The following is a 22,558-nucleotide window of genomic DNA, read 5'->3' on the forward strand; positions in this document are numbered from 1 at the left end:
TACGTCCCGGTCTGGCTGCACACGGAAACGGCTATCGAAACGAGGCGCAAGCCTGGCCATGCCGCGCAGGAATCTACGGCACTCGCCGCCGCTGGCGGCCCAGCTACGCACCGGTTTGCCCAGCAGGGACGGCCCCATTCCCCTCTCTCTCGCGCAGGGGCGTGACAAAGCGCCGGCCGCCCTGCCCGCGGCCACAAGTCGAGCGCGGATCAGTACTCCCAGAAGATGCGCTGCAGCTCCTTGCTGTCCTGCGTCTGGGTCAAGGCCACTGAGGCAAGAATCTTTGCCTTCTGCGGATTGAGGTCGTGCGCAACCACCCAGTCGTACTTGTCGTCGGGCTGTTCGGCGTTACGCAGCACGAAGCCGCCCGCATTGACGTGCGAGGAACGGATGATCTGGATGCCCTGTCCGCGTATTTCCTGCAGCGCCGGCACAACGGCCTTGGCAACCGAGCCATTGCCGGTCCCGGCATGGATGATCGCCTTGGCGCCTTTCTCCGCCAGGGCGCGGTAGGCGGTATCCGACACGTTGCCCGCTCCATACGCAATGCCCACCGAGGGCAGAACATCGATCTTCTCGATATCGAACTCCGAGTTCATGGTATGCCGCTTGACCGGCAGACGGAACCAGTAGTTCTTGCCTTCGACGACCATGCCCAGGGGACCCCACGGACTCTTGAATGCCTCGGTCTTGAGGTTGACCACTTTGGCGACGTCCCGGCCACTGTTGATCTCGTCGTTCATGGTCACCAGCACGCCCTTGCCGCGCGCGTCCTTGCTGGCTGCCACGCTGACCGCGTTGTACAGGTTCAGAGTGCCGTCTGCCGACATGGCTGTACCGGGTCGCATCGAGCCAACCAGAACGATGGGCTTTTCGGTGTGCACCACCAGGGTCAGGAAGTAGGCGGTTTCTTCGAGCGTATCGGTGCCGTGCGTAATTACCACCCCATCGACGTCGCTCTGCTTGACGAGCGCTGCCACGCGCTTGCCAAGAGTCAGCAGATGGTCGTTGGTGAAGCTCTCCGAAGCGATCTGGAACACCTGCTCGCCGCGCACATTGGCAATCGTCTGCAGCTGCGGGATGGCGGCGATGAGCTTGTCCACCGGCACTTTCGCGGCCTGGTAAGTAGCGCTGTTGGTGACATCGGCACCCGCACCGGCAATGGTGCCGCCAGTGGCGAGTATCACGACATTCGGCTTCTCGGCTGCCAGCGACGCGGCGCTGAGCACGAGCAACGAGGCGACTGTTACCAGCCAGCGGGTAAGCGCTTTGTTCAACATCGGCTTCTCCTTCACTTGCGATTCCGAAGGCCGTGCGGCCCCCGGGTGATGCGCCCTTACTCGAACGCTTTGTCGTTCGGCGACTTGTACATGGCCTTGACGGCGGCCGAGAGCGGGAAGTTGAGGTTCAAGCCTTTCGGTGGAATCGGTTGCTGAAACCACTTGTCGTAGATCTTCGTGGCTTCGCCGGACTTCATCACCTTGGCCAACGCCGTGTCGACGACTTTCTTGAACGCCGGGTCAGCCTTGCGCATCATGCAGCCGTAGGCCTCGAGGGACTGTGGCGTACCAACTACGACCCAATCACCGACGCGCTTGGCTTTCGCCATTTCGCCGTAAAGCAGCGCGTCATCCATCATGAAAGCGACCGCACGCCCGGTTTGCAGGGTCAGGAATGCCTCGCCGTGGTCCTTGGCGCTGATGATGCTCATGTTCATCTTCTTCTCTTTGTTCATCTCCCGCAAAAGGCGCTCCGAAGTGGTTCCGGCAGTGGTTACCACGTTCCGGCCGGCCAGATCGGGGAAATCCTTGATGCCCGAGTCGACCTTGGTCAGCAGGCGGGTCTCGACGACAAAGATGCTGTTGGAGAAACTGACCTGCTTCTGGCGTTCGGCGTTGTTGGTTGTCGAGCCGCATTCGAGGTCGACCGATCCCTCCTCGATCAGTTCAATGCGATTGGACGAGGCGATCGGCACCAGCTTGATATCGAGCTTCGCCATTTTCAGCTCAGCCTTGACCGCCTCAACCACCTTGAGCGCCAGGTCCTGCGAATAGCCAATGACCTGCTGCTTTTCATCGTAGTAGGAGAAAGGAATCGATGACTCGCGATGCCCTAGCGTGATTACGCCCGTATCCTTGATCTTCTTCAGCGTGCCGGTCAGTTCCTTCGCCAGAACTGGCGCCGACAGCAGTGCGGTGGCCAGCGTGGCAGCGAACAAAAAGCACCTTGTATGGCTAATCACTTCCTTGTCTCCTTCCTCTTTGATGGGATTAACAGTAGGTCGGGTCGATGCCCGACGAAGCATTGTGGCACGGCTTCAATCCGGATCCAAGGAATGATCAAGTCATGAAATGAACGCAGAACGAGGGTCGTGAAAGGAAGCAAATACCCCTGCCGTCGACCGCATCGAGCCACCCTAACATCCAGAGTCAGTGGACCGGAAAGAAACCGTACAATTCCGGTCATGCCCTGCGAAGAGGAAAAAAACAGCCCATGAAGCCGGCCACGATCCATTACGCCATCCGCGCGAGCAATCCGGAAGCACACCTCTTCGAAGTACGGTGCACCGTTTCAGCAGCCGATCCGGCCGGGCAGCGCTTCGCTCTTCCCGCCTGGATCCCCGGCAGCTACCTGATTCGTGACTTCGCGCGTCACATCGTCTCCATACGGGCCGAGTCCGCCGGCAGGTCGGTCGCTCTCACCAAGATCGACAAGCACACCTGGCAGGCCATTCCGACAGGCGAAAAGCGCTCCTCGCTGACGGTCAGCTGTGAGGTCTACGCCTGGGATCTCTCCGTGCGCGGCGCGCACCTCGACCAGACGCACGCCTTCTTCAACGGCAGCAGCGTCTTCCTGCGCGCCGTTGGTCACGAGCATCTGCCCTGCCTGGTCGATATCCAGCGGCCGCTCGGCAAGCGCTATCACAACTGGCGCGTGGCAACCGCGCTGTCGCCGGCCGAAGGTGAGCGAGGCATTGCCCACCGCCACGGCTTCGGCACCTACCGGGCCGCCAGTTATGCCGAACTGATCGACCACCCGGTGGAACTGGGCGACTTCACGCTGGCGGCTTTCAGCGCTTGCGGAGTGCCCCACGAAGTGGTCATCAGCGGTCGCCATGACTGCGATCTGGCACGCCTCACCGGCGACCTGGAGCGCCTTTGCGCCTGGCAGATTCGCTTCTTCGGCGAGCCCGCGCCAATGCCGTCCTACCTGTTTCTCGTCACCGCCGTCGCGGACGGCTACGGCGGTCTCGAGCACCGCGCCTCGACGGCGCTGCTCTGCGCCCGCAACGACCTCCCTTACCCGGGGATGAGAGGCACGCCCGAGCGCTACGTCACTTTCCTGGGTCTGTGCAGCCACGAGTATTTTCACAGCTGGAACATCAAGCGCATCCGCCCGGCCGCATTCACGGCCGGCAATCTCGACGCCGAGAACTACACCACCCTGCTCTGGGCCTTCGAAGGCTTCACCTCGTACTATGACGACCTGGCGCTCGTGCGCTGCGGGTTGATCGACCAGAAGGAGTGGCTGCGATTGGTCGCCCGCACGATCGACAAGGTGCGCCGCGATCCAGGCCGAAAGCGGCAGACACTGGCCGAGTCGAGCTTCGACGCGTGGACCAAGTACTACCGGCCAGACGAGAACACGCCCAACGCTGTGGTCAGCTACTATGCCAAGGGCGCCCTGGTCGCCCTTGCTCTGGACCTCACTCTGCGTGCCGGCACCAAGGGCCGGGTTTCGCTCGACGACGTCATGCGCGCCCTCTGGCTGCGGCACGGCGAACGCGCTGGACACGACGGCGTAGGCGTCGGCGACGACGACATCCGACTGCTCGCCGAGGAGCTTTCCGGGCTCGAACTGGAGCCGTTTTTCGCAGCAGCAATCCATGGCACAGCCGAGCTTGCACTGGCAGCACTGCTGAAACCTTTTGGCATCCGGCTGCTGCGCCAGAAAACGTCGATGACGCCGACGCTGGGCGCAAAAACCAGCACTGATGGTAACGAAGTACGCCTGGCGACCGTCTACCAGGGCAGTCCTGCGCAAGCTGCCGGCCTCTCGGCCGGCGACCTCCTGGTCGCCATCGACGGCCTGCGAGTTACGCCGGATTCGCTCGAGCACCTGTTGTGTCGGCGGCGAGCAGGAGAAAGCATCCGCGTACATGCTTTCCGACGCGACGAGCTGATGGACTTCACGGTGCAACTCGGATCGCCAGCCAGCGACAAGCACAAGCTGGTCTTGAAAAAGAAGCGCAATGCCCTGCGCGAAGGCTGGCTACAGGGCCCTGCAAAGTGCTGAACGCCCACGCATGGAACATTGCTCGTCGCGTGCCACGCGCCTCGACAATAACGGTCGGCGCGCTCACCCTGGCTGGCCGGCCTCAAGGCGTCCCGCTTGCGCCCGGCCGGCATCCTTCAACCTGCTTTTGTCCCCCACGCCGCCGATGACCCAACTCACTGACCTCCGAAAAAGCTACGAGCGAGCCGAACTCAGCGAGGACGCGTCGCTCGCCGACCCTTTCGAGCAGTTTTCGAAATGGCTCGCCGAGGCAATTGCTGCGCAGGTACCTGAGCCAAATGCGATGACCCTGGCCACGGTCGACAGCAGCATGCGCCCGTCCACCCGGGTGGTGCTGATCAAGGGCTTCGATGCTCAGGGCATCACCTGGTTTACCAATTACGAAAGCCGCAAGGGCCGCGAGCTGGCCACCAATCCCTGGGCGGCGCTGCAGTTCCACTGGGTCGAACTGGAACGGGTGGTGCGTATCGAAGGCCGGGTCGACAAGGTCGCGGAAGCAGAGAGCGACGCCTACTTTGCCAGCCGCCCGCTGGATTCACGAATCGGCGCCTGGGCCAGCCCACAAAGCCAGGTCATTTCCAGCCGTGCGCTACTCGTCGCCAACGCCGCTCGCTACGGCACCCGCTTCCTTCTCCACCCCCCGCGCCCGCCGCACTGGGGCGGCTACCGCCTGCAACCGGATAGCTGGGAATTCTGGCAGGGGCGCAAGAGCCGTTTGCACGACCGCTTGCGCTACCGACTCGACGCCGATCGGCGATGGACTCGCGAGCGACTCGCCCCGTAAACGGCTGCCACATCGAGGCCGCTCATGCCTTCTCGATACCGCCCTTGGGTTGGCGCGGCGGCACGCATTCCACCCACTCAGCGCAGTCCTAATCCGGGCGGGGCGCGACCTGCTCCCAGGAGCCGGGGCACTGCGTCACTGCCGGGAAGTAGCCAGCGTTTTCCCGGCAGTAGTACCAATAGCCGGGCTCCAGAGCTTCGCCGCTGCCGTACTCGCGCGCGGTGCTTCTCTCGCCCCTCTCCACGTACACCACCGCCGGTGGCACGGCAACGACCGGTGGATAGATGGGCTGTGGATAGTAAACCGGGGGCCCCCACGGCCCTCCCCAACCCACGGGACCGCCAAAATAGACGCCCACGCTCGGGGCCGGGTAACCCCATCTCGGCCCGTAATAGCCGCCGCGCCGCCCGTAGGCGCCACCCACAACCACCGCGCCGGATACCGGATAGTAACCGGCAGCACGGGCACCGCGGTCGGCCAAAACGGTGTTCGGTTGAATCAGGGCCAGCAGGAGCAGCGCTCCGATCAAGCTTTTCATGGAAGGCTCTCCAAGGTGATATTTTCCAGAGCGATAGCCTGCGGTCGCCGAATTGCGGGCCGATCAAGTGGCGACAGCTTGCTCGGAACAAATGCGCCGCCAGATGCGTGACGATGATCCCCTACTAACGCAGCCCGCGCGGCTACGCTGACACGCCCAAGCAGCCGACCGGTGATCAGCGAGAGGTCGGCGGCAATGTACGCGCGCAGAACTTGCCGAGAAGACAGTTGGCAACTGCCGCTGGTTCCGGCTTGCTCAGTTCCCCCCTATGCACCTGACGACGGTCCAACGATGTCTTCGACAATGGCTACCGTCGCCGTACAACGCCACTTGATTTCCAGATCATAGAGGCGAAAGCCGTAATGCCGTAACGGGTCGTCCGCGTATGCCGGGCGCGGATCCTGTGCCAACACCTCGCGCAGCAGGTCCGCCAGATCAGGCCAGCGCCGCTCATGGACCGACAGCCGCGCAGCCGCCTGAGCACTGAATTCGACGGCCAGCTGCCGCGGCGGGCCAGCAACGAAACCAGCGCGTGCGGCCGGCTGGCTTTCGGCAAACGGAATGTACGGTTTGATATCGAGAACGGGAGTCCCGTCGAGCAGGTCAACGCCACCGAAAGTGAGCAGCACGCCGGCGCGCGTATCGATCGCCAGCAACTCGACCAGCGACAGCCCCAGGGGGTTGGGGCGAAATGGGCTACGGCTGGCGAAAACACCGACCCGCGCGTTGCCGCCAAGGCGCGGCGGGCGAACCGTCGGGCTCCACTGATCTGCGCTACGGTGGAAAACGAAACTGAGCCAGACGTGCGAGAACTCGTCCAGGCCACGCACCGCTTCTTCTCGATCATACGGTCGCAGCAGGCGCAACTGGCCGTGGGCATGCGGCGCCAGTTGCCCCTGCCGAGGGATTCCGAAGCGATCGCGAAACGGCGTCGCCAGAAATCCGATCGGCGAAAAGCTGACCTCAGACACCGATTGGCTCCGCGCCAGCCGCAGCACAGAACAGCAATCGTCGATGACCGGCAGCCGTTGAGCTGGCGCTGGCCACCGGCAACTAGCCCTCGACCAGCGCCAGCGCGTGCCGGGCCATGGCCTGCACGACGCCCTCGGCTTCGCCCACCGCAGCGCCCAACTCAAACTGCGCCTGCGGGTGGCAACGCCGCAGCTCGTCGAGCAGCAGGGGCACGTCGCGTTTCAGATGTCCGCCACGGGCAATGAACATCGGCAGCACGACGATCCGTTCGAAGCCATCGGCGAGGAGCAACTCGGCACATTCGCGCAACTCGGGCCTCATGAACTCCAGGAAGGCGAGTTCGACGCGCCGGTCCGGAGCCTGTTCGCGCAGAAACGCGCAGACGCGGCGCATTGGCTCGGCCCAATCGGGATCACGGGCGCCATGGGCAAAAAGGATCAGGGCTGTCTTGGGCATGGCGAGCTCTTCTCGAGGATGGCGAGCGTCTTTCACGCTCAGTGGATACCGGCAAGGACGGCAATTTCCTGCGCGTGATCGACGACATGATCGGCACCCCAGTCCTCTATCGGATCGCCATCACCGAGATAGCCGTAGCGCACCGCCACGGTGACCATGCCGGCAGCGCGACCGGCCTGGATATCACGCAGATCGTCACCAACGTAGAGGCAACGCGCCGGATGCCTGGCAAGCAGGGAACACGCCAGCCGCATTGGGTGCGCTGCCGGTTTGGCACGTCGCGCCGAATCACCGCTGACGACACAGGCTGCGCGCTTGGCGAAGCCAAGCCGGGCCAGCAGCGGCAGGGTGAAGCGCTGCGCTTTGTTGGTGACGATACCCCACTGCGAACGGCGCCCCTCAAGAACGTCGAGGAGTTGCTCAATACCGGGAAACAGCCGCGTCTCGACACAGATGTCCTGACTGTAGTAGCGCAGGAAGCGAGCGTAGAAGTGCGCGTAGCAGGCATCGCTCGGCTGCATGTCGAGCCCACCCTTGAGCATGCCCCGTACGCCCTGCGACGTCAAAGGGCGGAGCTGCTCTGGCGACACCCGCGACATTCCCAGATCGGCGCGTAAACGGTTGAGGGCAGCAGCCAGATCGGGGGCGGTATCGGCAAAGGTGCCGTCGAGGTCAAAGAGTACTGCGTCAAACATTCTTCATGCTATGCAGAAGGTAATTCACGTCCGTGTCGTGACCCAGAGCGTAGTGCTGCGCGAATGGATTGTAAGTCATCCCGCGCAGTTCATCCGGATCGAGGCCGACGTTTCGCAGCCAACGCGAGAGCTCTGATGGTTTTATGAATCGCGCATAGTCGTGAGTGCCTTTCGGCAACATCTGCAGCACATATTCGGCGCCAATCACCGCAAACAGGTAGGCTTTCGGATTGCGGTTGATGGTCGAGAAGAAAACATGTCCGCCGGGTTTGGCCAAGGCAGCGCAGGCGGCAACGGTACTGGCCGGATCGGGAACATGCTCGAGCATTTCCATACAGGTAACCACGTCATACCGGCTGCCCTGCTCGGCAGCCAGCTCTTCGGCGGAAACCTGCCGATAGTCGACCTGGCGACCGCTTTCGAGCAAATGCAATCGGGCTACACTCAGCGCCTTTTCGGAGAGGTCGATGCCGGTCACCGTCGCCCCTCTCTCGCACATGGCTTCCGAGAGCAGGCCACCGCCGCAACCGACGTCAAGCACGCTCTTGCCAGCCAGTTGGCAGTGACGGTCGATCCACTCGAGGCGCAAGGGGTTGATGTCGTGCAAGGGCTTGAAGTCGCTGCCCGGATCCCACCAGCGATGGGCAAGCTGGCTGAATTTCTCGAGTTCCTTCTGGTCGGCGTTGATCATCATGAAGCGGTTTCCATGGCGAGAGGCGGGAAGCAGGCGAGAGTGGGCCACCGTACTGGCGTGCACACGTGAGTGTGCCAGGCGGCACGCACCAACGAAAAAGCCCTGCCAAAGCAGGGCTTCTCCCGTAAAACTACCGGATTACTTGGTGCCGATGAGTTCGATATCGACACGACGGTCAGGCTGCAGGCACTCGATGACTTTCTTGCTCTTGCCACCCGGGCACTGACCAGGCTGGGTCACCGGCTGCTTCTCGCCTTTGCCTTCGGTGTAGACGCGGTTGGCTTCGACACCCTTGCTCACCAGATAGGTCTTGACCGACGCGGCACGCCGCTCGGACAGCTTCTGGTTATAGGCATCGGAGCCAATACGGTCCGTGTGACCGACGGCGATGATCACTTCCAGCTTGATCTGCTTGGACATGGCGACGACTTCGTCGAGCTTCGCCTTGCCGGCCGGACGCAGCGTGGCCTTGTTGAAATCAAACAGCGCGTCGGCAGCGACGGTCACCTTGTCACCGGACGGCTTGGCCGTCGCAGCAGCAGCTTTGGCCATCGGCGGCTCGCAGACTTCCTTCGGCAGCAGGTCCTTGTCGCACTTGCAACCAGCCGGGTCCTTGGCAGCGCCCGCAGGAGTCCAGAATCCGGTCCGCCAGCAGAGGCCGGCGCCACTCATCGCGACTTCGCCGCGTGAGTCAATCACATACACGCGATCCAGGGGAATCGAAGTTTGTGCCTGAGCCAGCGAGGCGCCGAAGCCGAGAGCGGCGGCGAACGCAGCCACGATGGTGCTTGTTCTTGCAATTCTTTTCATCTAGGTTTCCCTCGTTAATTGAAGGCTGCGGAGCGGGTCCGCATGGCCTGTTATGCCTCGTTGTTCACTGAACTCGTCACGGACGGATTTTATTCTGCCACAAGAGCGCCAGTTTTATCAATCCGGTTTCGTTGCTTTCAATCAGTTGGCCGTTTTCGACAAGCATGCGACCAGCGACCCACACCGCAGAAACATGCTCTCGGGCTACAGCGTAGGTAAGGTGTGAAACCGGATCATAGCAGGGGGCAAGGGCAAAATCGTCGAGCGCGACGGCGCACAGATCGGCCGCCTTGCCGGGAGTGATCGAGCCGATCTGGGCCTCGAGACCCAGGGCTCTGGCGCCACCGAGCGTCGCCATGTGCAGTACCTGATGGGCCTTGATCGCGTCGGCACGGCCACTCTGCGCCTTGGCAAGCAATGCGGTCAGCCGCATCTCCTGTAGCAGGTCGAGCCGGTTGTTGCTGGCCGCACCGTCAGTACCCAGACCAATATTGATTCCCTTTGCCACCAGTTCGGCAAGCGGGGCAATGCCGCTGGCAAGTTTGAGGTTGGAACTGGGGCAATGCGCGATGGAACAGCCGTGCTGGGCGAGCAGTTCGATTTCGTGCGCGTCGAGGTGTACCGCGTGTACGGCAATCAGTGCCGGGCTCAACATTCCCAGGCGACGGAGGCGCTCGATCGGGCGTATCCCGAAACGCTGCACGCTCTCTTCGATCTCCTGGATGGTTTCATGCAGATGCACGTGTATCGGCAATTCGACCTGCTCGGCAAGCGTCAGCACCCGGGTAAAGCCCCCGTCGCCTACGGTGTACGGCGCATGTGGCGCCAGGCAGAAAGACAGCAGCGGCTCTTCGAGCCGCTGGTCACGGGCGGCGAGTCCCTTGGCCAGATAGTCGTCTGCGTCGGTCGCGTAGCTACTCGGAAAGTCGACGGTGATCAGACCGATTGCGGCGCGCATACCCGAGGCCAGCGCCGCGTCCGCCGCGGCGCCGGGGAAGAAATACATGTCATTGAAACAGGTGATGCCACCGCGCAACATTTCGGCGCAGGCGAGCAGGGTACCATCATAGACGAACTGCTCCGAGACGTGCTGCGCCTCGGCTGGCCAGACGTGCCGCTGCAACCACTCCATGAGCGGCAGGTCGTCGGCAAGCCCACGCAGAAGGGTCATCGCCGCGTGCGTGTGCAGATTGACCAGCCCCGGAATGAGGACGTGCTGCTCCAGCCGCTTGTGGCTCTTTGCCGAAAAGCGGATCGCAGCCTCGTTCTGGGGAACGACGGCCACGATGCGCCCATCGTTGATCACTACGGCGTGATTTTCGAGAACCACATCAGCGGGGTCGACCGGAACTGTCCAGCGCGCCTCGATGAGTAGATCGACAACTTTCATGGGCATGATCCCTGCGTAAACAGGATTGTGCTGGCTGAAAAAAAACCCCGCCGGAGCGGGGTTTTCTTACACCTTGCCTGAATTACTTGGTGCCGATGAGTTCGATATCGACACGACGGTCAGGCTGCAGGCACTCGATGACTTTCTTGCTCTTGCCACCCGGGCACTGACCAGGCTGGGTCACCGGCTGCTTCTCGCCTTTGCCTTCGGTGTAGACGCGGTTGGCTTCGACACCCTTGCTCACCAGATAGGTCTTGACCGACGCGGCACGCCGCTCGGACAGCTTCTGGTTATAGGCATCGGAGCCAATACGGTCCGTGTGACCGACGGCGATGATCACTTCCAGCTTGATCTGCTTGGACATGGCGACGACTTCGTCGAGCTTCGCCTTGCCGGCCGGACGCAGCGTGGCCTTGTTGAAATCAAACAGCGCGTCGGCAGCGACGGTCACCTTGTCACCGGACGGCTTGGCCGTCGCAGCAGCAGCTTTGGCCATCGGCGGCTCGCAGACTTCCTTCGGCAGCAGGTCCTTGTCGCACTTGCAACCAGCCGGGTCCTTGGCAGCGCCCGCAGGAGTCCAGAATCCGGTCCGCCAGCAGAGGCCGGCGCCGCTCATCGCGACTTCACCGCGTGAGTCGATTACATAAACGCGATCAGCCGCAGTTTGCGCTTGTGCAACGCCAACTGCAGCAAAAAGGCCGATTGAGGCCAGCAGGGTAGTAATGATTTTCGATTTCAAGATATTCCTCCTCGATTAATCTCTGTTAGGTCCGAATGCGTGTCACGCGATGCGATTTTTGCGCAGTCGGCGGATTTAAGCATACAAACTTCGGCGGCTTCAAGCATTGGTTTGGCATTGTGTTGCATTTATACAACGATTGCCCGTTCGCGGCACTCCGCTGCACGCGTCGAAACGCTGCCACGCCCGCCCACACACCCCATGCCGACCGGCTGCCCGCCGCCGCTTGAGGGCATTCGCCAAGCGCGTGCCGACCCCCGTGCGGAACGGACTGGTCAGCAACCGGGAATATGCGAGAATCAAGCCCGCATGGGACGCCCTGACGGTCACTTCCTCGGAGGCGGGATCGGGCCAACCAGACCGGGCACAATGAAGGAGACGAAGATGCAGTCAGGCAGCCTGGAATCAGTCGCTTCCGTGGTGCGTGAGGCGAAGGAAATCGTTGTTTTCTCAGGTGCAGGTCTTTCCGCCGACAGCGGCATTCCAACCTTTCGCGACGGCGCGACCGGACTGTGGAACAAGGTCGATCCTGATGAGGTCGCCAGCATTGAGGGTTTCCTGCGCAATCCCGAACGCGTATGGAACTGGCTGCTGCAATTGAAGAAGCTGGTCGACGAACGACAGCCGAACGCCGGTCACCAGGCGCTCGCCCGGCTGCAGGAAATCTGTCGGGCAAAACAACTGACGGTCATTACGCAGAACATCGACGGCTACCATAGCCGTGCCGGGAACGCGCCAGTGCTCGAAGTTCACGGCACCATTCACCGCCTCCGCTGCCAGCAGCGTTGCGGCTTCTCGGCCGACTGGGAGCAAAGCGCCGCCGAACCGTTTTCCTGCCCCCGCTGCGGCGCGCCGGTGCGGCCAGATCTGGTGTTGTTCGGAGAAATGCTCGACGAGGAGGTCTTTGCGGCGGCAGAAATGTGCAGCATGACCGCCGATCTGTTCTTTTGTGTTGGCACCTCGTTCACCGTCCAACCGGCCGCGCTCCTGCCGGTGTGGGCCAAACGGGCCGGGGCGACGGTGGTCGAGGTCAACCCGCACCCGACATCGCTTTCAGGCCTCGCAGATTACTCGATCCGCAGCGGCGCTTCGGAGTTCTTCACTGCTCTGAGTGCGAAACTCGCAGCACGGCAGGCGTGAAACACCGGGTTACGCCAAAACACCAGCCCAACGGCGACGATGCGGGCGACGCCGACTGATCGGCTATAATTTCCCCCTTGCACTGCCTTGCCGTGACCGGCTCGCGCAGCTCACTTCAGTTCAGACATCGAGTCGCGAGTCGTATTCATTGTTCTTACCGCTTCCCCGCGCGCCGCTGCCCAAAGTCGGCGAAAGGCTTCAGCTTCCCTCCTTTGCAGGCTCAGCCGACGCGCTGTTGATCGCCCAGGCGGCAACCGCCGCGAGCTCCGGGCAGCGCATGCTCGCCGTGCTGACGGCCGATGCCACCGACGCCCAGCGCCTGCTCGCGGAAGTAGCCTGGTTTGCTCCAAATCTGTGCATCCGCCTGTTGCCGGACTGGGAAACGCTGCCTTACGACAGTTTTTCGCCGCATCACGACCTGGTTTCCGAGCGCCTGGCGACACTCTACGCGGTCATGCGTGGCGATTGCGACGTGCTGCTGGTTCCTGCCGGAACGGCGGCCTATCGCCTGGCGCCGCCAGCGTATCTGGCCGCCTATACCTTCTTTCTGAAGCAAGGCGAGCAACTCGACGCCGTTCCGTTCCGGGCGCAGCTGACCCTGGCCGGCTACGCGCACGTCACCCAGGTCGTGGCGCCGGGTGAATACTCGATCCGCGGCGGCATCGTCGACCTCTTCCCAATGGGCTCGCAACTGCCTTACCGGCTGGATCTCTTCGACGACGAGATCGAAAGCATCAAGACCTTCGACGTCGATAGTCAGCGCACCCTCTATCCGGTCCCGGAAGTTCGCCTGCTGCCGGCACGCGAGTTCCCTCTCGACGAAAAGGGCCGCGCGCGCTTCCGCCAGCGTTTCCGCGAGATTTTCGAAGGCGACCCCGGCAAGTCGCGGATTTACAAGGATGTCTCGAATGGCGTTGCGGCGGCCGGCATCGAATACTGGCTGCCGCTGTTCTTTGAAGAGACGGCAAGCCTTTTCGACTACCTGCCCAAAGAGACCGTTCTCGTCCTGCACAACGACGTAGCGGCGGCGATCCGTGCCTTCTGGCGCGAGGCACAATCGCGCTACGACATGCTCTCCGGTGACCGCAGCCACCCCCTGCTGCAGCCGGCTGAACTGTTCCTCGCCGAGGAGCCGTTTTTCGTCGCCGCGAAACCCTACGCCCGCGTGAACCTCGCCGCCGGCAACGACGGCCCCGCACAAAACCTGCCGCCGCTGGCCGTTGACCGCCGCGCCCAGGACCCGCTGCACGTCCTCAAGGGCTTCATCGATGGCTTCCCGGGCCGCGTCCTGCTGCTCGCCGAAACCGCCGGACGCCGCGAAACGCTGAGCGAACTGTTCGCCGAATACGGGCTGGCGCCGACCGCGAGTGGCGACTTTGCCACGTTCCTGGCCGCCGACAGCAAGCTCGCCCTGGCGGTCGCGCCGCTGCACGACGGTTTCCAGCTCGCGCAACTGGCAATCATCACCGAAGCCGAGCTTTACGCCGACAGTCCCTCGCGCCGCTCCCGGCACGCGGCGCAGCGCAAGGCAACGGTCGACAACTGGTTGCGCGACCTCACCGAGCTGAAGATCGGTTCGCCGGTGGTCCATGAGCAGCACGGCATCGCCCGCTACCGGGGTCTGATTCACCTCGACCTCGGTGAAGGCGAGATGGAATTTCTCGAACTGCACTACGCCGGCGACGCCAAACTCTACGTCCCCGTGTCACAACTGCACGTCATCGCGCGTTACTCGGGCGCCGATCCCGACGCCGCGCCGCTGCACACGCTCGGCTCGCCACAATGGGAAAAAGCGAAACGGCGCGCGGCGCTGCAGGCCCGCGATACGGCCGCCGAGCTGCTCGCATTCTACGCCCTGCGCGCCGCACGCCAGGGGCACGCTTGCGAGTTCAAGGCGCACGATCACGACGCCTTCGCCGACGGCTTCGGTTTTGAAGAGACCGCCGATCAGGCGACGGCAATCGAGGCGGTGATCGAAGACATGAAATCCGGCCGGCCGATGGATCGCCTGGTCTGCGGCGACGTCGGTTTCGGCAAGACAGAGGTCGCCTTGCGCGCCGTCTTCTGCGCAGTCGCTGGCGGTCGGCAGGCGGCCATCCTCTGCCCGACGACCCTGCTCTGCGAACAGCACTTCCAGACTTTCAACGACCGCTTCGCCGACTGGCCGGTAAGGATCGCCGAGTTGTCCCGCTTCAAGACCAACGCCGAGGTAGCGCAGGCGCTGCGCGAACTGGCCGACGGCAAGCTCGACATCGTCATCGGGACGCATCGCCTGTTGCAAAAAGACGTCAAGTTCAGCCGTCTCGGACTGGTGGTCATCGACGAGGAGCACCGCTTCGGCGTCCGCCAGAAAGAGGCACTGAAAGCGCTGCGCGCCGAAGTCGACGTGCTGACACTCACCGCGACACCGATCCCGCGCACGCTGGCCATGTCGCTCGAAGGCCTGCGCGACTTCTCGGTCATCGCCACGGCGCCACAGAAGCGCCTGGCGATCAAGACCTTCGTCACCCGCTTCTCCGACGGCATCATCCGCGAAGCGCTGCTGCGCGAATTCAAACGCGGCGGACAAGTGTATTTCCTGCACAACGAAGTCAACACCATCGAGAACATGCGCAGCAAGCTCGAAAAACTGTTGCCCGAAGCACGCATCGTCGTCGGCCACGGCCAGATGAAGGAGCGTGAGCTGGAGCGGGTAATGCGCGACTTCACGCAACAACGCGCCAACGTCCTGCTGTGCACGACGATCATCGAAACCGGCATCGACAACCCGCACGCCAACACCATCGTCATCAACCGCGCCGACAAGTTCGGCCTGGCGCAGTTGCATCAGCTGCGCGGTCGCGTCGGTCGCTCGCACCACCAGGCCTATGCCTACCTGCTGACCCACGACGACGCGGCGCTCAACAAGCAGGCCAGGCAGCGCCTGGAAGCGATCCAGATGATGGATGAACTGGGTGCCGGTTTCTACCTCGCCATGCACGACCTCGAAATACGCGGTGCCGGCGAGGTCCTCGGCGACAGCCAGTCCGGGGAGATGCAGGAAGTCGGCTTCAACATGTTCACCGAGATGCTCAACCGCGCCGTCGCGGCTCTCAAACAGGGCAAGGAACCGGACCTGCTACAGCCGCTGGCGATCGCCACCGAAATCAACCTGCATACCCCGGCGCTGCTGCCCAACGACTACGCGCCCGACGTCCAGCAGCGACTGGCGCTCTACAAGCGCCTGGCCAACTGCACCACCGGCGACGACATCGCCGACCTGCAGGAAGAGCTGGTCGATCGTTTCGGCGAGCTTCCGCCGCAGGCCCGCGCGCTGCTCGACAGCCACCGCCTACGCCTCCTGTGCAAGCCTCTCGGGGTGAGCAAGCTCGACGCCACGGCCGAACAGATCGTCGTGCAATTCGACGCCGAACCACCGATCGACCCGCTGCGCATCATCAATCTGATTCAGAGAGACCGTAACTACCGTCTGTCCGGACCCGACAAACTGCTCCTCAAACGCCAGTGCGCAACGCTTTCCGACCGCGTTGCCGCGGTTAAAGACCTGATTCATCAACTAAGCTGTCTGCCAAAACCATGACCCATTTCGACATCGAAAACATCAACGTCAGCGCCTTCGACGCCATGCCTTCCCCCGAAGAAATCCACGCCCGCCTGCCGCTTTCGCCAGCCGCCGCAAGCCTGGTGATGAACGGCCGCGAGGTCCTGCGCAATATTCTCGACCGCCGGGACCGCCGCTTGTTTGTCGTCGTCGGACCGTGCTCGATCCATGACCCGATCGCCGGTCTCGATTACGCGCGCCGCCTGAAGGCGCTCGCGGACGAAGTCAGCGAAACGCTGTACCTGGTAATGCGCGTCTACTTCGAAAAGCCGCGCACCACCACCGGCTGGAAAGGCTACATCAATGACCCGGACATGGACGATTCATTCCGCGTCGATCAGGGCATGCAACTGGCACGCGACTTCCTGCTCGAGCTCGCCGAAATCGGCCTGCCGGCCGGAACCGAGGCTCTCGACCCGATCTCACCGCAGTACCTGGGCGATCTGATCGCCTGGACGGCCATCGGCGCGCGCACTACCGAGTCGCAGACGCACCGTGAAATTTCGTCTGGGCTATCGACCCCGGTCGGTTTCAAGAACGGCACCAACGGCGACGTCGCCATCGCCATCAACGCCATCCTTTCCGCCTCGCGGCCGCACAGTTTCCTGGGCATCAACGGCCAGGGACGCACGTCGATCGTTCGCACACGGGGCAATCGTTACGGCCACCTGGTACTGCGAGGCGGCGACGGCCGACCGAACTACGACACGGTCAGCGTGCAGATGGCCGAACAGGCGCTGGGCAAGGCCGGTTTGCCGCGCAATATCGTGATCGACTGCTCGCACGCCAACAGCTACAAGAAGCCCGAGCTGCAGCCGCTGGTGATGGCCGACGTGGTCAACCAGGTGCGCCTGGGCAACCAGTCGCTGGTCGGCATGATGGTCGAATCGAACCTCGTCGCCGGCAACCAGGCGATCCCCGAAGACCTGTCACAGCTGAAGTACGGCTGCTCGGTCACCGACGCCTGCGTCGACTGGGAGAGCACCGAAAAGATGATCCGCGACGCGGCCCGACTCCTGCACGAGGTGCTGCCGACGCGCATTGGCTGAATGCGCTGACTCCGCCGACAAAAAGCGGGCGTCCTCCCTTACACGGGCGCGCTACCGGGTTCCTCGTTCGCGGAAGCGAACTTGCGCTCGAAGTCCTGGGTTGCTTGCTTGACGGAAACGTAGAAGTCCGCGCCGCCAATTTCCTCGGACAGCCCGACCTTGGCGAGTTCCTCCCGGAACGGCCTGGGCGCATCGGCGATCTTGACATCGACGCCCTCGTCGACGAGCTCCCGGTGTAGTTCCACGAAGCGCTGCGCTGCCGTGACGTCCATGTCGTGGATCGCCTGGGCATCGATGACCAGCCACTTGAGCGGCGGCTGCGCCTCGTCGACCAGCGTCCGCAGGCGGGTCATGACGTGCCTGGCATTGGCGAAGATCAGCGGCGCGTAGAGCCGATAGACGAGCAGGCCGGGGATGCTCTCCGCCTCTTCGTCTTCGAGGCAGTCGTGGAACTTGCCGTCGCTGCGCAAGCGGCGGAGCACCGCGTCACGAGGGCGCGAAACCTCGACCAGCACGGCGACCAGCGACAGCAGCAGACCCAGTATGATCCCGGGCACGACACCGGCCAGCAGGATCGCAGCGGTGACGCCCAGGGCAATGCCGGCCTCGACCCGGTCGATCTTGTACAAGCCCTTCAGGGACGCAACTTCCAGCATGCCGATGGCGGTGACGATGAGGATCGCACCGAGGGCCACTTTCGGCAGCAGCGCGACCAGACCGGTGAGGAAGAACAGGAACAAGAGCAGACCGAGGGCCAGAATCAGCTGCGCAAGCTGTGTCCTGCCACCAGCCGAATCGACGATCGAGGTACGCGACTGACTGGCCGAAACGGGAAAGCCCTGCCAAAGCCCAGCCAGTATGTTCGCCGAGCCCAGGGCGACCAACTCGCGGTTCGGACGCACTTCGTAGCCGTTCTTCTCGGCAAAGGTCTGCGCCAGAAGAATGCCGTCTGAAAACGCCAGGAAGGCAATCGCCACGGCAGCCGGCGCGAGTGCCGCGAGATCTGCCCAGCGGATCGAGGGAATCGTAAGATGCGGAAATCCCGACGGCACCTCACCGACGAGAGCGATGCCGTAGCTGCCCAAGTCAAGAGCGAAAGTGGCTGTGATCGCCACCGCACAGACCGCCAGCGCGCCAGGTACACGTGGCAGCCAGCGAGCCAGGGCAACCAGCAGAGCAACCAGCAGCACGCCGAAAATGAAAGTCGCCAGATGCGTCTCGGGCAGCTTCTGGAATACCGTATTGACAATGTGGAAGAATTCCTCACCCTCGGTCTTGATGCCGAACATCTTGCCGAGCTGCGTGGCAATCAGAACCAGCGAAGCGCCGTTCAGGTAGCCGATCAGCACTGGCCGGGACAGCAGATCGGCAATCACGCCGAGTTTCAGTCGCGCGGCGAGTAGCAGCACCACACCCGACAGGAGGCTGAGCACCGCCGCGAGAACGACGATGCGCGCCGGATCCCCGCCCGACAACGGCAGGATTGCCGAACCAGCGAGCAGACCGATCGCCGCATCCGGCCCGGCGATGACGTGCCGCGAACTTGAAAACAGGGCGTAGCCGATGGCAGCTGCCAGCGCCGCGTACAAGCCGGTGATCGCCGGCAGGTGTACCAGCTCGGCATAGGCGATCACCGACGGAATCGAGACGATGCACGCCGAAAGGCCGGCGATCGAGTCCTTGCCGAGCCATGCAAGTCGATAGTCCCGCAGCGTCGCGAGCAAGGGCAATCCAGATCCCAGTAACGCAGATAGAGCGCCAGCTTTCATGTATCAGGCTCCAGAAGGAAGAGGTGTAACGACAATATACCGTGATTCGTCCGCGATCCGGCAAGTGTCAGTCGCACGCAAAGCGGCGGGGAATGTCGCGCGAGCAGAAGGCCGCTGACTTGCGCGCCACGCGGACCATCCAGCCGATCAGGCGGGGCAAGCACGCCGCAAGTTGAAATGACGATGGGGGCCGAAGCCCCCACCGATAGCCATTCTGTTTATTGGACGGCTATGTCCTCAGCAGGCCTTAAGCGGCCATTGCGAAACGCTCATCATTGGCGTTTGTGGTTTTGCGCGGATTACGTCCGTCGCCTCTCGGGCCGCCTGCTCGCCATCTGTCACCCTGTCGAAACCGGTGCACCCCCGCAGTGGTGGAGGTGGCGGGAATCGAACCCGCGTCCAGAACGCTTCCGGTTTGCCGGAATTACGACCATGGAAGGCATTATGGGTGCAGCGCAGCTGGAATACAAGGTCCCATGACCAGTGGCAGACGACTGCCAACCTGCAGCCGAGCGCAGAACTGTACCCTGCAAAGAAGCCAGCGTCCCGGCGATCGGTCCAACCCGCTAGACCTGCATGTTCATGACGTCCTGATACGCAGAGACGAGCTTATTGCGCACCTGAATCATCTCCTGGAAGGAAAGGCTGGCCGTTTGCAGCGCAATCATGACTTCGTGCAGGTTCTCGGTGCTGTTGCCGGCGGCAAAATTTGCCGCCATCGCCTCCGCCTGCTGCTGTGTCTGACTGACCTGGGCGATCGAATTCTGCAACACCTGCGCGAAGTCGGCCCCCGTTGCCGGGCTCTGCGCCTCGGCAACACGTCCGCCAGCGGTTGCCGACGTCGCCTTCAAGACGCTCAACACCTGCTCGATACCCTTGCTGTCCATTCTCTTCTCCATGCACTGCCTGACTTAGTAAAGCAAAAACCCCGCCAGCTCGGCCGCCAGGCTGAGCAGACCTTCAAGCCTTCAGAAAACCGTCGAGACGATACTGTCGCAACTTGTGGCGCAAGGTCCGCTCCGACATTCCCAGGCGCTGCCCGGCAAGGGTTCGGGAGCCTCCGACCGACGCCAGTGTCGCCAGTATATGCTCTCGCTCCACTTCGCTCATCTTGTTGCCTTTCCGGGGCTGCGCCGGAGACGCGGCGGCGGTCATTGCCGGCGCAGCCGGTTCTGGTCGCGGCGCGGCGCTCGGCGCCAGCGGTGCCGCTGCCGCCAGATGCAGGGCCTCGAGTTCGACAACGTCGCCGGGGGCCAGAATGACCGCCCGCTGCATCACGTTCTCCAACTCACGGACATTGCCCGGCCAGGGATGCTGACGCAGCGTCGCTTCCGCAGCCGCAGACAGGCGCAGACCGGGGCGACCGGCGCGAGCGCCGTGATCGGCAAGAAAATGACGCGCCAGCGGAGCAATATCCTCGCCTCGTTGCCGCAGCGCCGGAATGAGCAGGGGAAAGACGTTCAGGCGATAGAACAGGTCCTCACGAAAGTGACCCCTTGCCACGGCGTCGGCCATGTCGCGATTGGACGTGGCGATGACGCGGATATCGAGGACCACCGGCTGCTTGCCGCCGACGCGCTCCACTTCGCGCTCCTGCAAGACCCGCAACAGCTTGGCTTGCAGGCCGAGCGGCATTTCGGTGATCTCGTCGAGCAGCAGACTGCCGTTCTGCGCCTGCTCGAATTTGCCGGCTTGCGCGTGCTGCGCACCGCTGAAGGCACCCTTTTCGTAACCAAACAGGGTGGCCTCGAGCAGAGTGTCCGGAATGGCCGCGCAGTTGATGGCCACGAAGGGGCCCTTGCTGCGCGCCGAGTGCTGGTGAATGAAGCGCGCCACCACCTCCTTGCCAACACCGCTCTCACCGGTCAGCAGGACAGTGCTGTCACTCTGCGCGACCCGCCTGGCAAGTGCGAAAAGGTTGACACTCAGCGGATCGATGGCGATCGCCCGCGCGTCATCGTGGACTTCCGGCAGACGATAGCGCTGCACGTGTTCGAGCAGGGCCTTCGGCTCGAACGGTTTGAGCAGAAAGTCGCAGGCACCCGCGCGCATGGCTTCGACGGCGCGGTCGACGTCGGCGAAAGCGGTCATCAGCACCACCGGCAGGTAGGGATGGCGAATGCGGATCTCCTTGAGCAAGGTGATGCCATCGATGGGCAGCATTCGCACATCGCTGACCACCAGCGCGACGGCGCGTTCGGCGAGCAGCTGCAGCGCCTCGTTCCCGCCGGCGGCGGAGACGACCGCCTGGCCGGCCAGTTCGAGGGTGTCGCACACCGCCTCGCGCAGGGCGGCATCGTCTTCGACCACCAGTATCGGCAGACCGGGCAGCATGGGCTGGTCCTCAGACCACCCGCTCGGCCGCCAAGGCGACCGGCAGCATGATCACGAACTCCGAGCCTTCGCCCGCTACCGAGTGCACGGTCATCGCCCCGCCGTGGGCGCGCACGACGCCCAGCGCAATGGCCAGACCAAGCCCGGTTCCCTGCCCGCTGGTGGTAAAGAAGGGCTCGAATACGCGCGCCTGGATTTCGGGGGCAATGCCGGCACCCGTATCGCGCACGGCAATGCGTAGCTGGGCGTCGACCAGATCGGCGCCAATGGTGACTGCTGGCCGTCTGCCATTTTCCCCGACAGTCGTACAGGCCTGCAGAGCGTTCTCGAGCAGATTCACCAGGGCGCCGACCAGCGCCTTCCGGCTACCGGTGACGATGGTAGCGGCGGCGTCGCCGACCACCCGGAAAGCAATCCCCTTCTCGAGAAACAGGGGTTCAACGGTCTGCGCAGCGTCGGCGAGCAGCTGGCTGGCCGGCGTCGAATCGCGACCGATGCTTTCGCCACGGGCAAAGAGCAGCACTTCCTGGATCAGGCGCTCGAGACGTTTCAGCTGGGCAGTCGCCTTGTCCGCGAAACGAAGGCGCGCAGTGTCGGCAAGCTCCGGCTGCGCCAGGTTGGCGCTGTAGAGCAAGGCCGTCGCCAGCGGTGTACGCAACTGATGGGCCAGCGAAGCGGCCATCTCACCCATGGCCACCAGGCGCTGGTTACGTTCCAGTTCCGCCTTGAGAGTGTGCGCTGCGGTGACGTCGTGAATGAGCAGAATTCGCCCGCCGGCAGAATCAAGGGGGCTCTCGACGATTGCCAGACGGCGCGCGCCAAGCTGCCACTCGTCGGGCGCCTCGGCGGCAACCAGACTGGCCTGAGCCAGGGTCGGCCAGGCTTCGCCGATCATCGCCTGGGCAAACATTTCGGTGGCCGCCGGATTGGCTTCGCTGACCCGAGCCGCACTGTCGAGCACCACGACGCCAGCCGGCAAGGCCTTGAGCAACAGCGACAGGCGTTCGGAAAGCGCTTCCTTCTCTTCGTATTGCCGGCGCAGCTCGCCATTGGCAAGCGCCAGTTCAGCGGTCAAGGATTCGACACGGCCCTGCAATCCCTGGTACGACTGGGTCAGCGCCAGCGAAACCTGGTTGAAGGCGTCGAAGGCCCGTTGCAGTTCCTGCGCCTTGAGTTCATGGCCCGGCATTTGTACGACTTGCTTCATCCGATGGAAGGTCTCATGCATTTAACAGCTACAATAGCAGAGTAATTGTCATCATTTTTTGCTTTTCGCCTGCTGCAACGCAGG

The 22,558-nt window shown here is 63.1% G+C and carries 19 protein-coding genes and 1 other RNA gene; 5 read left to right on the top strand and 15 right to left on the bottom strand.

What is annotated here, in order from left to right; translation table 11 throughout:
• Nucleotides 1-209 precede the first annotated feature (209 nt).
• Together QZ634_RS18600 and QZ634_RS18605 are read right to left on the bottom strand one after the other, a co-directional pair.
• Complete coding sequence (locus QZ634_RS18600; RefSeq protein ID WP_291990984.1) at nt 210-1,280, bottom strand: asparaginase; 1,071 nt, start codon at nt 1,278-1,280, stop codon at nt 210-212.
• Between the two features lie 56 nt (nt 1,281-1,336).
• On the bottom strand, nt 1,337-2,218 hold the full coding sequence (locus QZ634_RS18605) for a glutamate/aspartate ABC transporter substrate-binding protein (RefSeq protein WP_291990985.1): 882 nt from the start codon (nt 2,216-2,218) through the stop codon (nt 1,337-1,339).
• A 275-nt stretch (nt 2,219-2,493) separates the two neighbouring features.
• Between QZ634_RS18605 and QZ634_RS18610 the strand changes: the two genes are divergently transcribed.
• Both QZ634_RS18610 and pdxH read left to right on the top strand, forming a co-directional pair.
• Nucleotides 2,494-4,296: a PDZ domain-containing protein gene (locus QZ634_RS18610; RefSeq protein ID WP_291990986.1), complete on the top strand. Its 1,803-nt coding sequence runs from the start codon at nt 2,494-2,496 to the stop codon at nt 4,294-4,296.
• A gap of 145 nt (nt 4,297-4,441) precedes the next feature.
• Nucleotides 4,442-5,080 (top strand): pyridoxamine 5'-phosphate oxidase, encoded by a 639-nt coding sequence (pdxH, locus tag QZ634_RS18615; protein WP_291990987.1) that lies wholly within the window; start codon nt 4,442-4,444, stop codon nt 5,078-5,080.
• Nucleotides 5,081-5,168: 88 nt separating this feature from the next.
• On the opposite strand, the gene QZ634_RS18620 is transcribed toward pdxH, so the two are convergent.
• The 8 genes from QZ634_RS18620 to ompA all read right to left on the bottom strand — a co-directional run bounded on the left by QZ634_RS18620 (nt 5,169) and on the right by ompA (nt 11,374).
• Nucleotides 5,169-5,618, bottom strand: coding sequence for a hypothetical protein (locus tag QZ634_RS18620; protein WP_291990988.1), 450 nt, complete (start codon nt 5,616-5,618; stop codon nt 5,169-5,171).
• A gap of 266 nt (nt 5,619-5,884) precedes the next feature.
• Nucleotides 5,885-6,589 carry a tRNA (N6-threonylcarbamoyladenosine(37)-N6)-methyltransferase TrmO gene (tsaA, locus tag QZ634_RS18625; RefSeq protein WP_291990989.1) on the bottom strand — a complete coding sequence of 235 codons (705 nt, stop codon included), beginning with the start codon at nt 6,587-6,589 and terminating at the stop codon, nt 5,885-5,887.
• 82 nt (nt 6,590-6,671) lie between these two features.
• Nucleotides 6,672-7,046 (bottom strand): CbiX/SirB N-terminal domain-containing protein, encoded by a 375-nt coding sequence (locus QZ634_RS18630; RefSeq protein WP_291990990.1) that lies wholly within the window; start codon nt 7,044-7,046, stop codon nt 6,672-6,674.
• Nucleotides 7,047-7,084: 38 nt separating this feature from the next.
• Complete coding sequence (locus tag QZ634_RS18635) at nt 7,085-7,741, bottom strand: HAD-IA family hydrolase (protein ID WP_291990991.1); 657 nt, start codon at nt 7,739-7,741, stop codon at nt 7,085-7,087.
• Complete coding sequence (ubiG, locus tag QZ634_RS18640) at nt 7,734-8,435, bottom strand: bifunctional 2-polyprenyl-6-hydroxyphenol methylase/3-demethylubiquinol 3-O-methyltransferase UbiG (protein ID WP_291990992.1); 702 nt, start codon at nt 8,433-8,435, stop codon at nt 7,734-7,736. Before ubiG ends, QZ634_RS18635 begins: the two co-directional genes overlap by 8 nt.
• 138 nt (nt 8,436-8,573) lie before the next feature.
• A complete protein-coding gene (locus QZ634_RS18645; protein ID WP_291990993.1) occupies nt 8,574-9,245 on the bottom strand; it encodes an OmpA family protein in 672 nt (223 codons plus the stop codon).
• A 76-nt stretch (nt 9,246-9,321) separates the two neighbouring features.
• On the bottom strand, nt 9,322-10,641 hold the full coding sequence (locus QZ634_RS18650; protein ID WP_291990994.1) for a TRZ/ATZ family hydrolase: 1,320 nt from the start codon (nt 10,639-10,641) through the stop codon (nt 9,322-9,324).
• 76 nt (nt 10,642-10,717) lie between these two features.
• Complete coding sequence (gene ompA / locus QZ634_RS18655) at nt 10,718-11,374, bottom strand: outer membrane protein OmpA (protein WP_291990995.1); 657 nt, start codon at nt 11,372-11,374, stop codon at nt 10,718-10,720.
• 39 nt (nt 11,375-11,413) lie between these two features.
• Between ompA and QZ634_RS18660 the strand changes: the two genes are divergently transcribed.
• The 3 genes from QZ634_RS18660 to QZ634_RS18670 all read left to right on the top strand — a co-directional run bounded on the left by QZ634_RS18660 (nt 11,414) and on the right by QZ634_RS18670 (nt 17,164).
• Nucleotides 11,414-12,514: an NAD-dependent deacylase gene (locus QZ634_RS18660; RefSeq protein WP_291990996.1), complete on the top strand. Its 1,101-nt coding sequence runs from the start codon at nt 11,414-11,416 to the stop codon at nt 12,512-12,514.
• Nucleotides 12,515-12,662: 148 nt separating this feature from the next.
• Nucleotides 12,663-16,094 (top strand): transcription-repair coupling factor, encoded by a 3,432-nt coding sequence (gene mfd / locus QZ634_RS18665; protein ID WP_291990997.1) that lies wholly within the window; start codon nt 12,663-12,665, stop codon nt 16,092-16,094.
• Nucleotides 16,091-17,164 (top strand): 3-deoxy-7-phosphoheptulonate synthase, encoded by a 1,074-nt coding sequence (locus QZ634_RS18670; RefSeq protein WP_291990998.1) that lies wholly within the window; start codon nt 16,091-16,093, stop codon nt 17,162-17,164. The genes mfd and QZ634_RS18670 overlap by 4 nt, the downstream gene beginning before the upstream one ends.
• A 38-nt stretch (nt 17,165-17,202) precedes the next feature.
• On the opposite strand, the gene sulP is transcribed toward QZ634_RS18670, so the two are convergent.
• The 5 genes from sulP to QZ634_RS18695 all read right to left on the bottom strand — a co-directional run bounded on the left by sulP (nt 17,203) and on the right by QZ634_RS18695 (nt 22,474).
• Entirely contained in the window at nt 17,203-18,888 is a 1,686-nt protein-coding gene (gene sulP, locus QZ634_RS18675) for a sulfate permease (RefSeq protein WP_291990999.1), read from the bottom strand.
• 223 nt (nt 18,889-19,111) lie between these two features.
• Nucleotides 19,112-19,417: a transfer-messenger RNA gene (ssrA, locus tag QZ634_RS18680) on the bottom strand.
• An 82-nt stretch (nt 19,418-19,499) separates the two neighbouring features.
• Nucleotides 19,500-19,820, bottom strand: a complete 321-nt coding sequence (fliE, locus tag QZ634_RS18685; RefSeq protein ID WP_291991000.1) for a flagellar hook-basal body complex protein FliE — start codon at nt 19,818-19,820, stop codon at nt 19,500-19,502.
• A gap of 73 nt (nt 19,821-19,893) precedes the next feature.
• Nucleotides 19,894-21,267: a sigma-54 dependent transcriptional regulator gene (locus QZ634_RS18690; RefSeq protein ID WP_291991001.1), complete on the bottom strand. Its 1,374-nt coding sequence runs from the start codon at nt 21,265-21,267 to the stop codon at nt 19,894-19,896.
• Between the two features lie 10 nt (nt 21,268-21,277).
• On the bottom strand, nt 21,278-22,474 hold the full coding sequence (locus tag QZ634_RS18695) for an ATP-binding protein (RefSeq protein WP_291991002.1): 1,197 nt from the start codon (nt 22,472-22,474) through the stop codon (nt 21,278-21,280).
• Nucleotides 22,475-22,558 lie beyond the last annotated feature (84 nt).

The organism is Candidatus Accumulibacter sp. ACC007 (assembly GCF_907163205.1).
Classification (GTDB): Bacteria; Pseudomonadota; Gammaproteobacteria; order Burkholderiales; family Rhodocyclaceae; genus Accumulibacter; species Accumulibacter regalis.

Coding starts and splice junctions, on each gene's coding strand:
- QZ634_RS18650 (WP_291990994.1), bottom strand. CDS start 10,641: ATGCCCATGAAAGTTGTCGATCTACTCATCGAGGCGCGCTGGACAGTT.
- fliE (WP_291991000.1), bottom strand. CDS start 19,820: ATGGACAGCAAGGGTATCGAGCAGGTGTTGAGCGTCTTGAAGGCGACG.
- QZ634_RS18630 (WP_291990990.1), bottom strand. CDS start 7,046: ATGCCCAAGACAGCCCTGATCCTTTTTGCCCATGGCGCCCGTGATCCC.
- QZ634_RS18620 (WP_291990988.1), bottom strand. CDS start 5,618: ATGAAAAGCTTGATCGGAGCGCTGCTCCTGCTGGCCCTGATTCAACCG.
- QZ634_RS18670 (WP_291990998.1), top strand. CDS start 16,091: ATGACCCATTTCGACATCGAAAACATCAACGTCAGCGCCTTCGACGCC.
- QZ634_RS18695 (WP_291991002.1), bottom strand. CDS start 22,474: ATGAAGCAAGTCGTACAAATGCCGGGCCATGAACTCAAGGCGCAGGAA.
- QZ634_RS18600 (WP_291990984.1), bottom strand. CDS start 1,280: ATGTTGAACAAAGCGCTTACCCGCTGGCTGGTAACAGTCGCCTCGTTG.
- QZ634_RS18690 (WP_291991001.1), bottom strand. CDS start 21,267: ATGCTGCCCGGTCTGCCGATACTGGTGGTCGAAGACGATGCCGCCCTG.
- QZ634_RS18610 (WP_291990986.1), top strand. CDS start 2,494: ATGAAGCCGGCCACGATCCATTACGCCATCCGCGCGAGCAATCCGGAA.
- QZ634_RS18645 (WP_291990993.1), bottom strand. CDS start 9,245: ATGAAAAGAATTGCAAGAACAAGCACCATCGTGGCTGCGTTCGCCGCC.
- ubiG (WP_291990992.1), bottom strand. CDS start 8,435: ATGATGATCAACGCCGACCAGAAGGAACTCGAGAAATTCAGCCAGCTT.
- pdxH (WP_291990987.1), top strand. CDS start 4,442: ATGACCCAACTCACTGACCTCCGAAAAAGCTACGAGCGAGCCGAACTC.
- QZ634_RS18635 (WP_291990991.1), bottom strand. CDS start 7,741: ATGTTTGACGCAGTACTCTTTGACCTCGACGGCACCTTTGCCGATACC.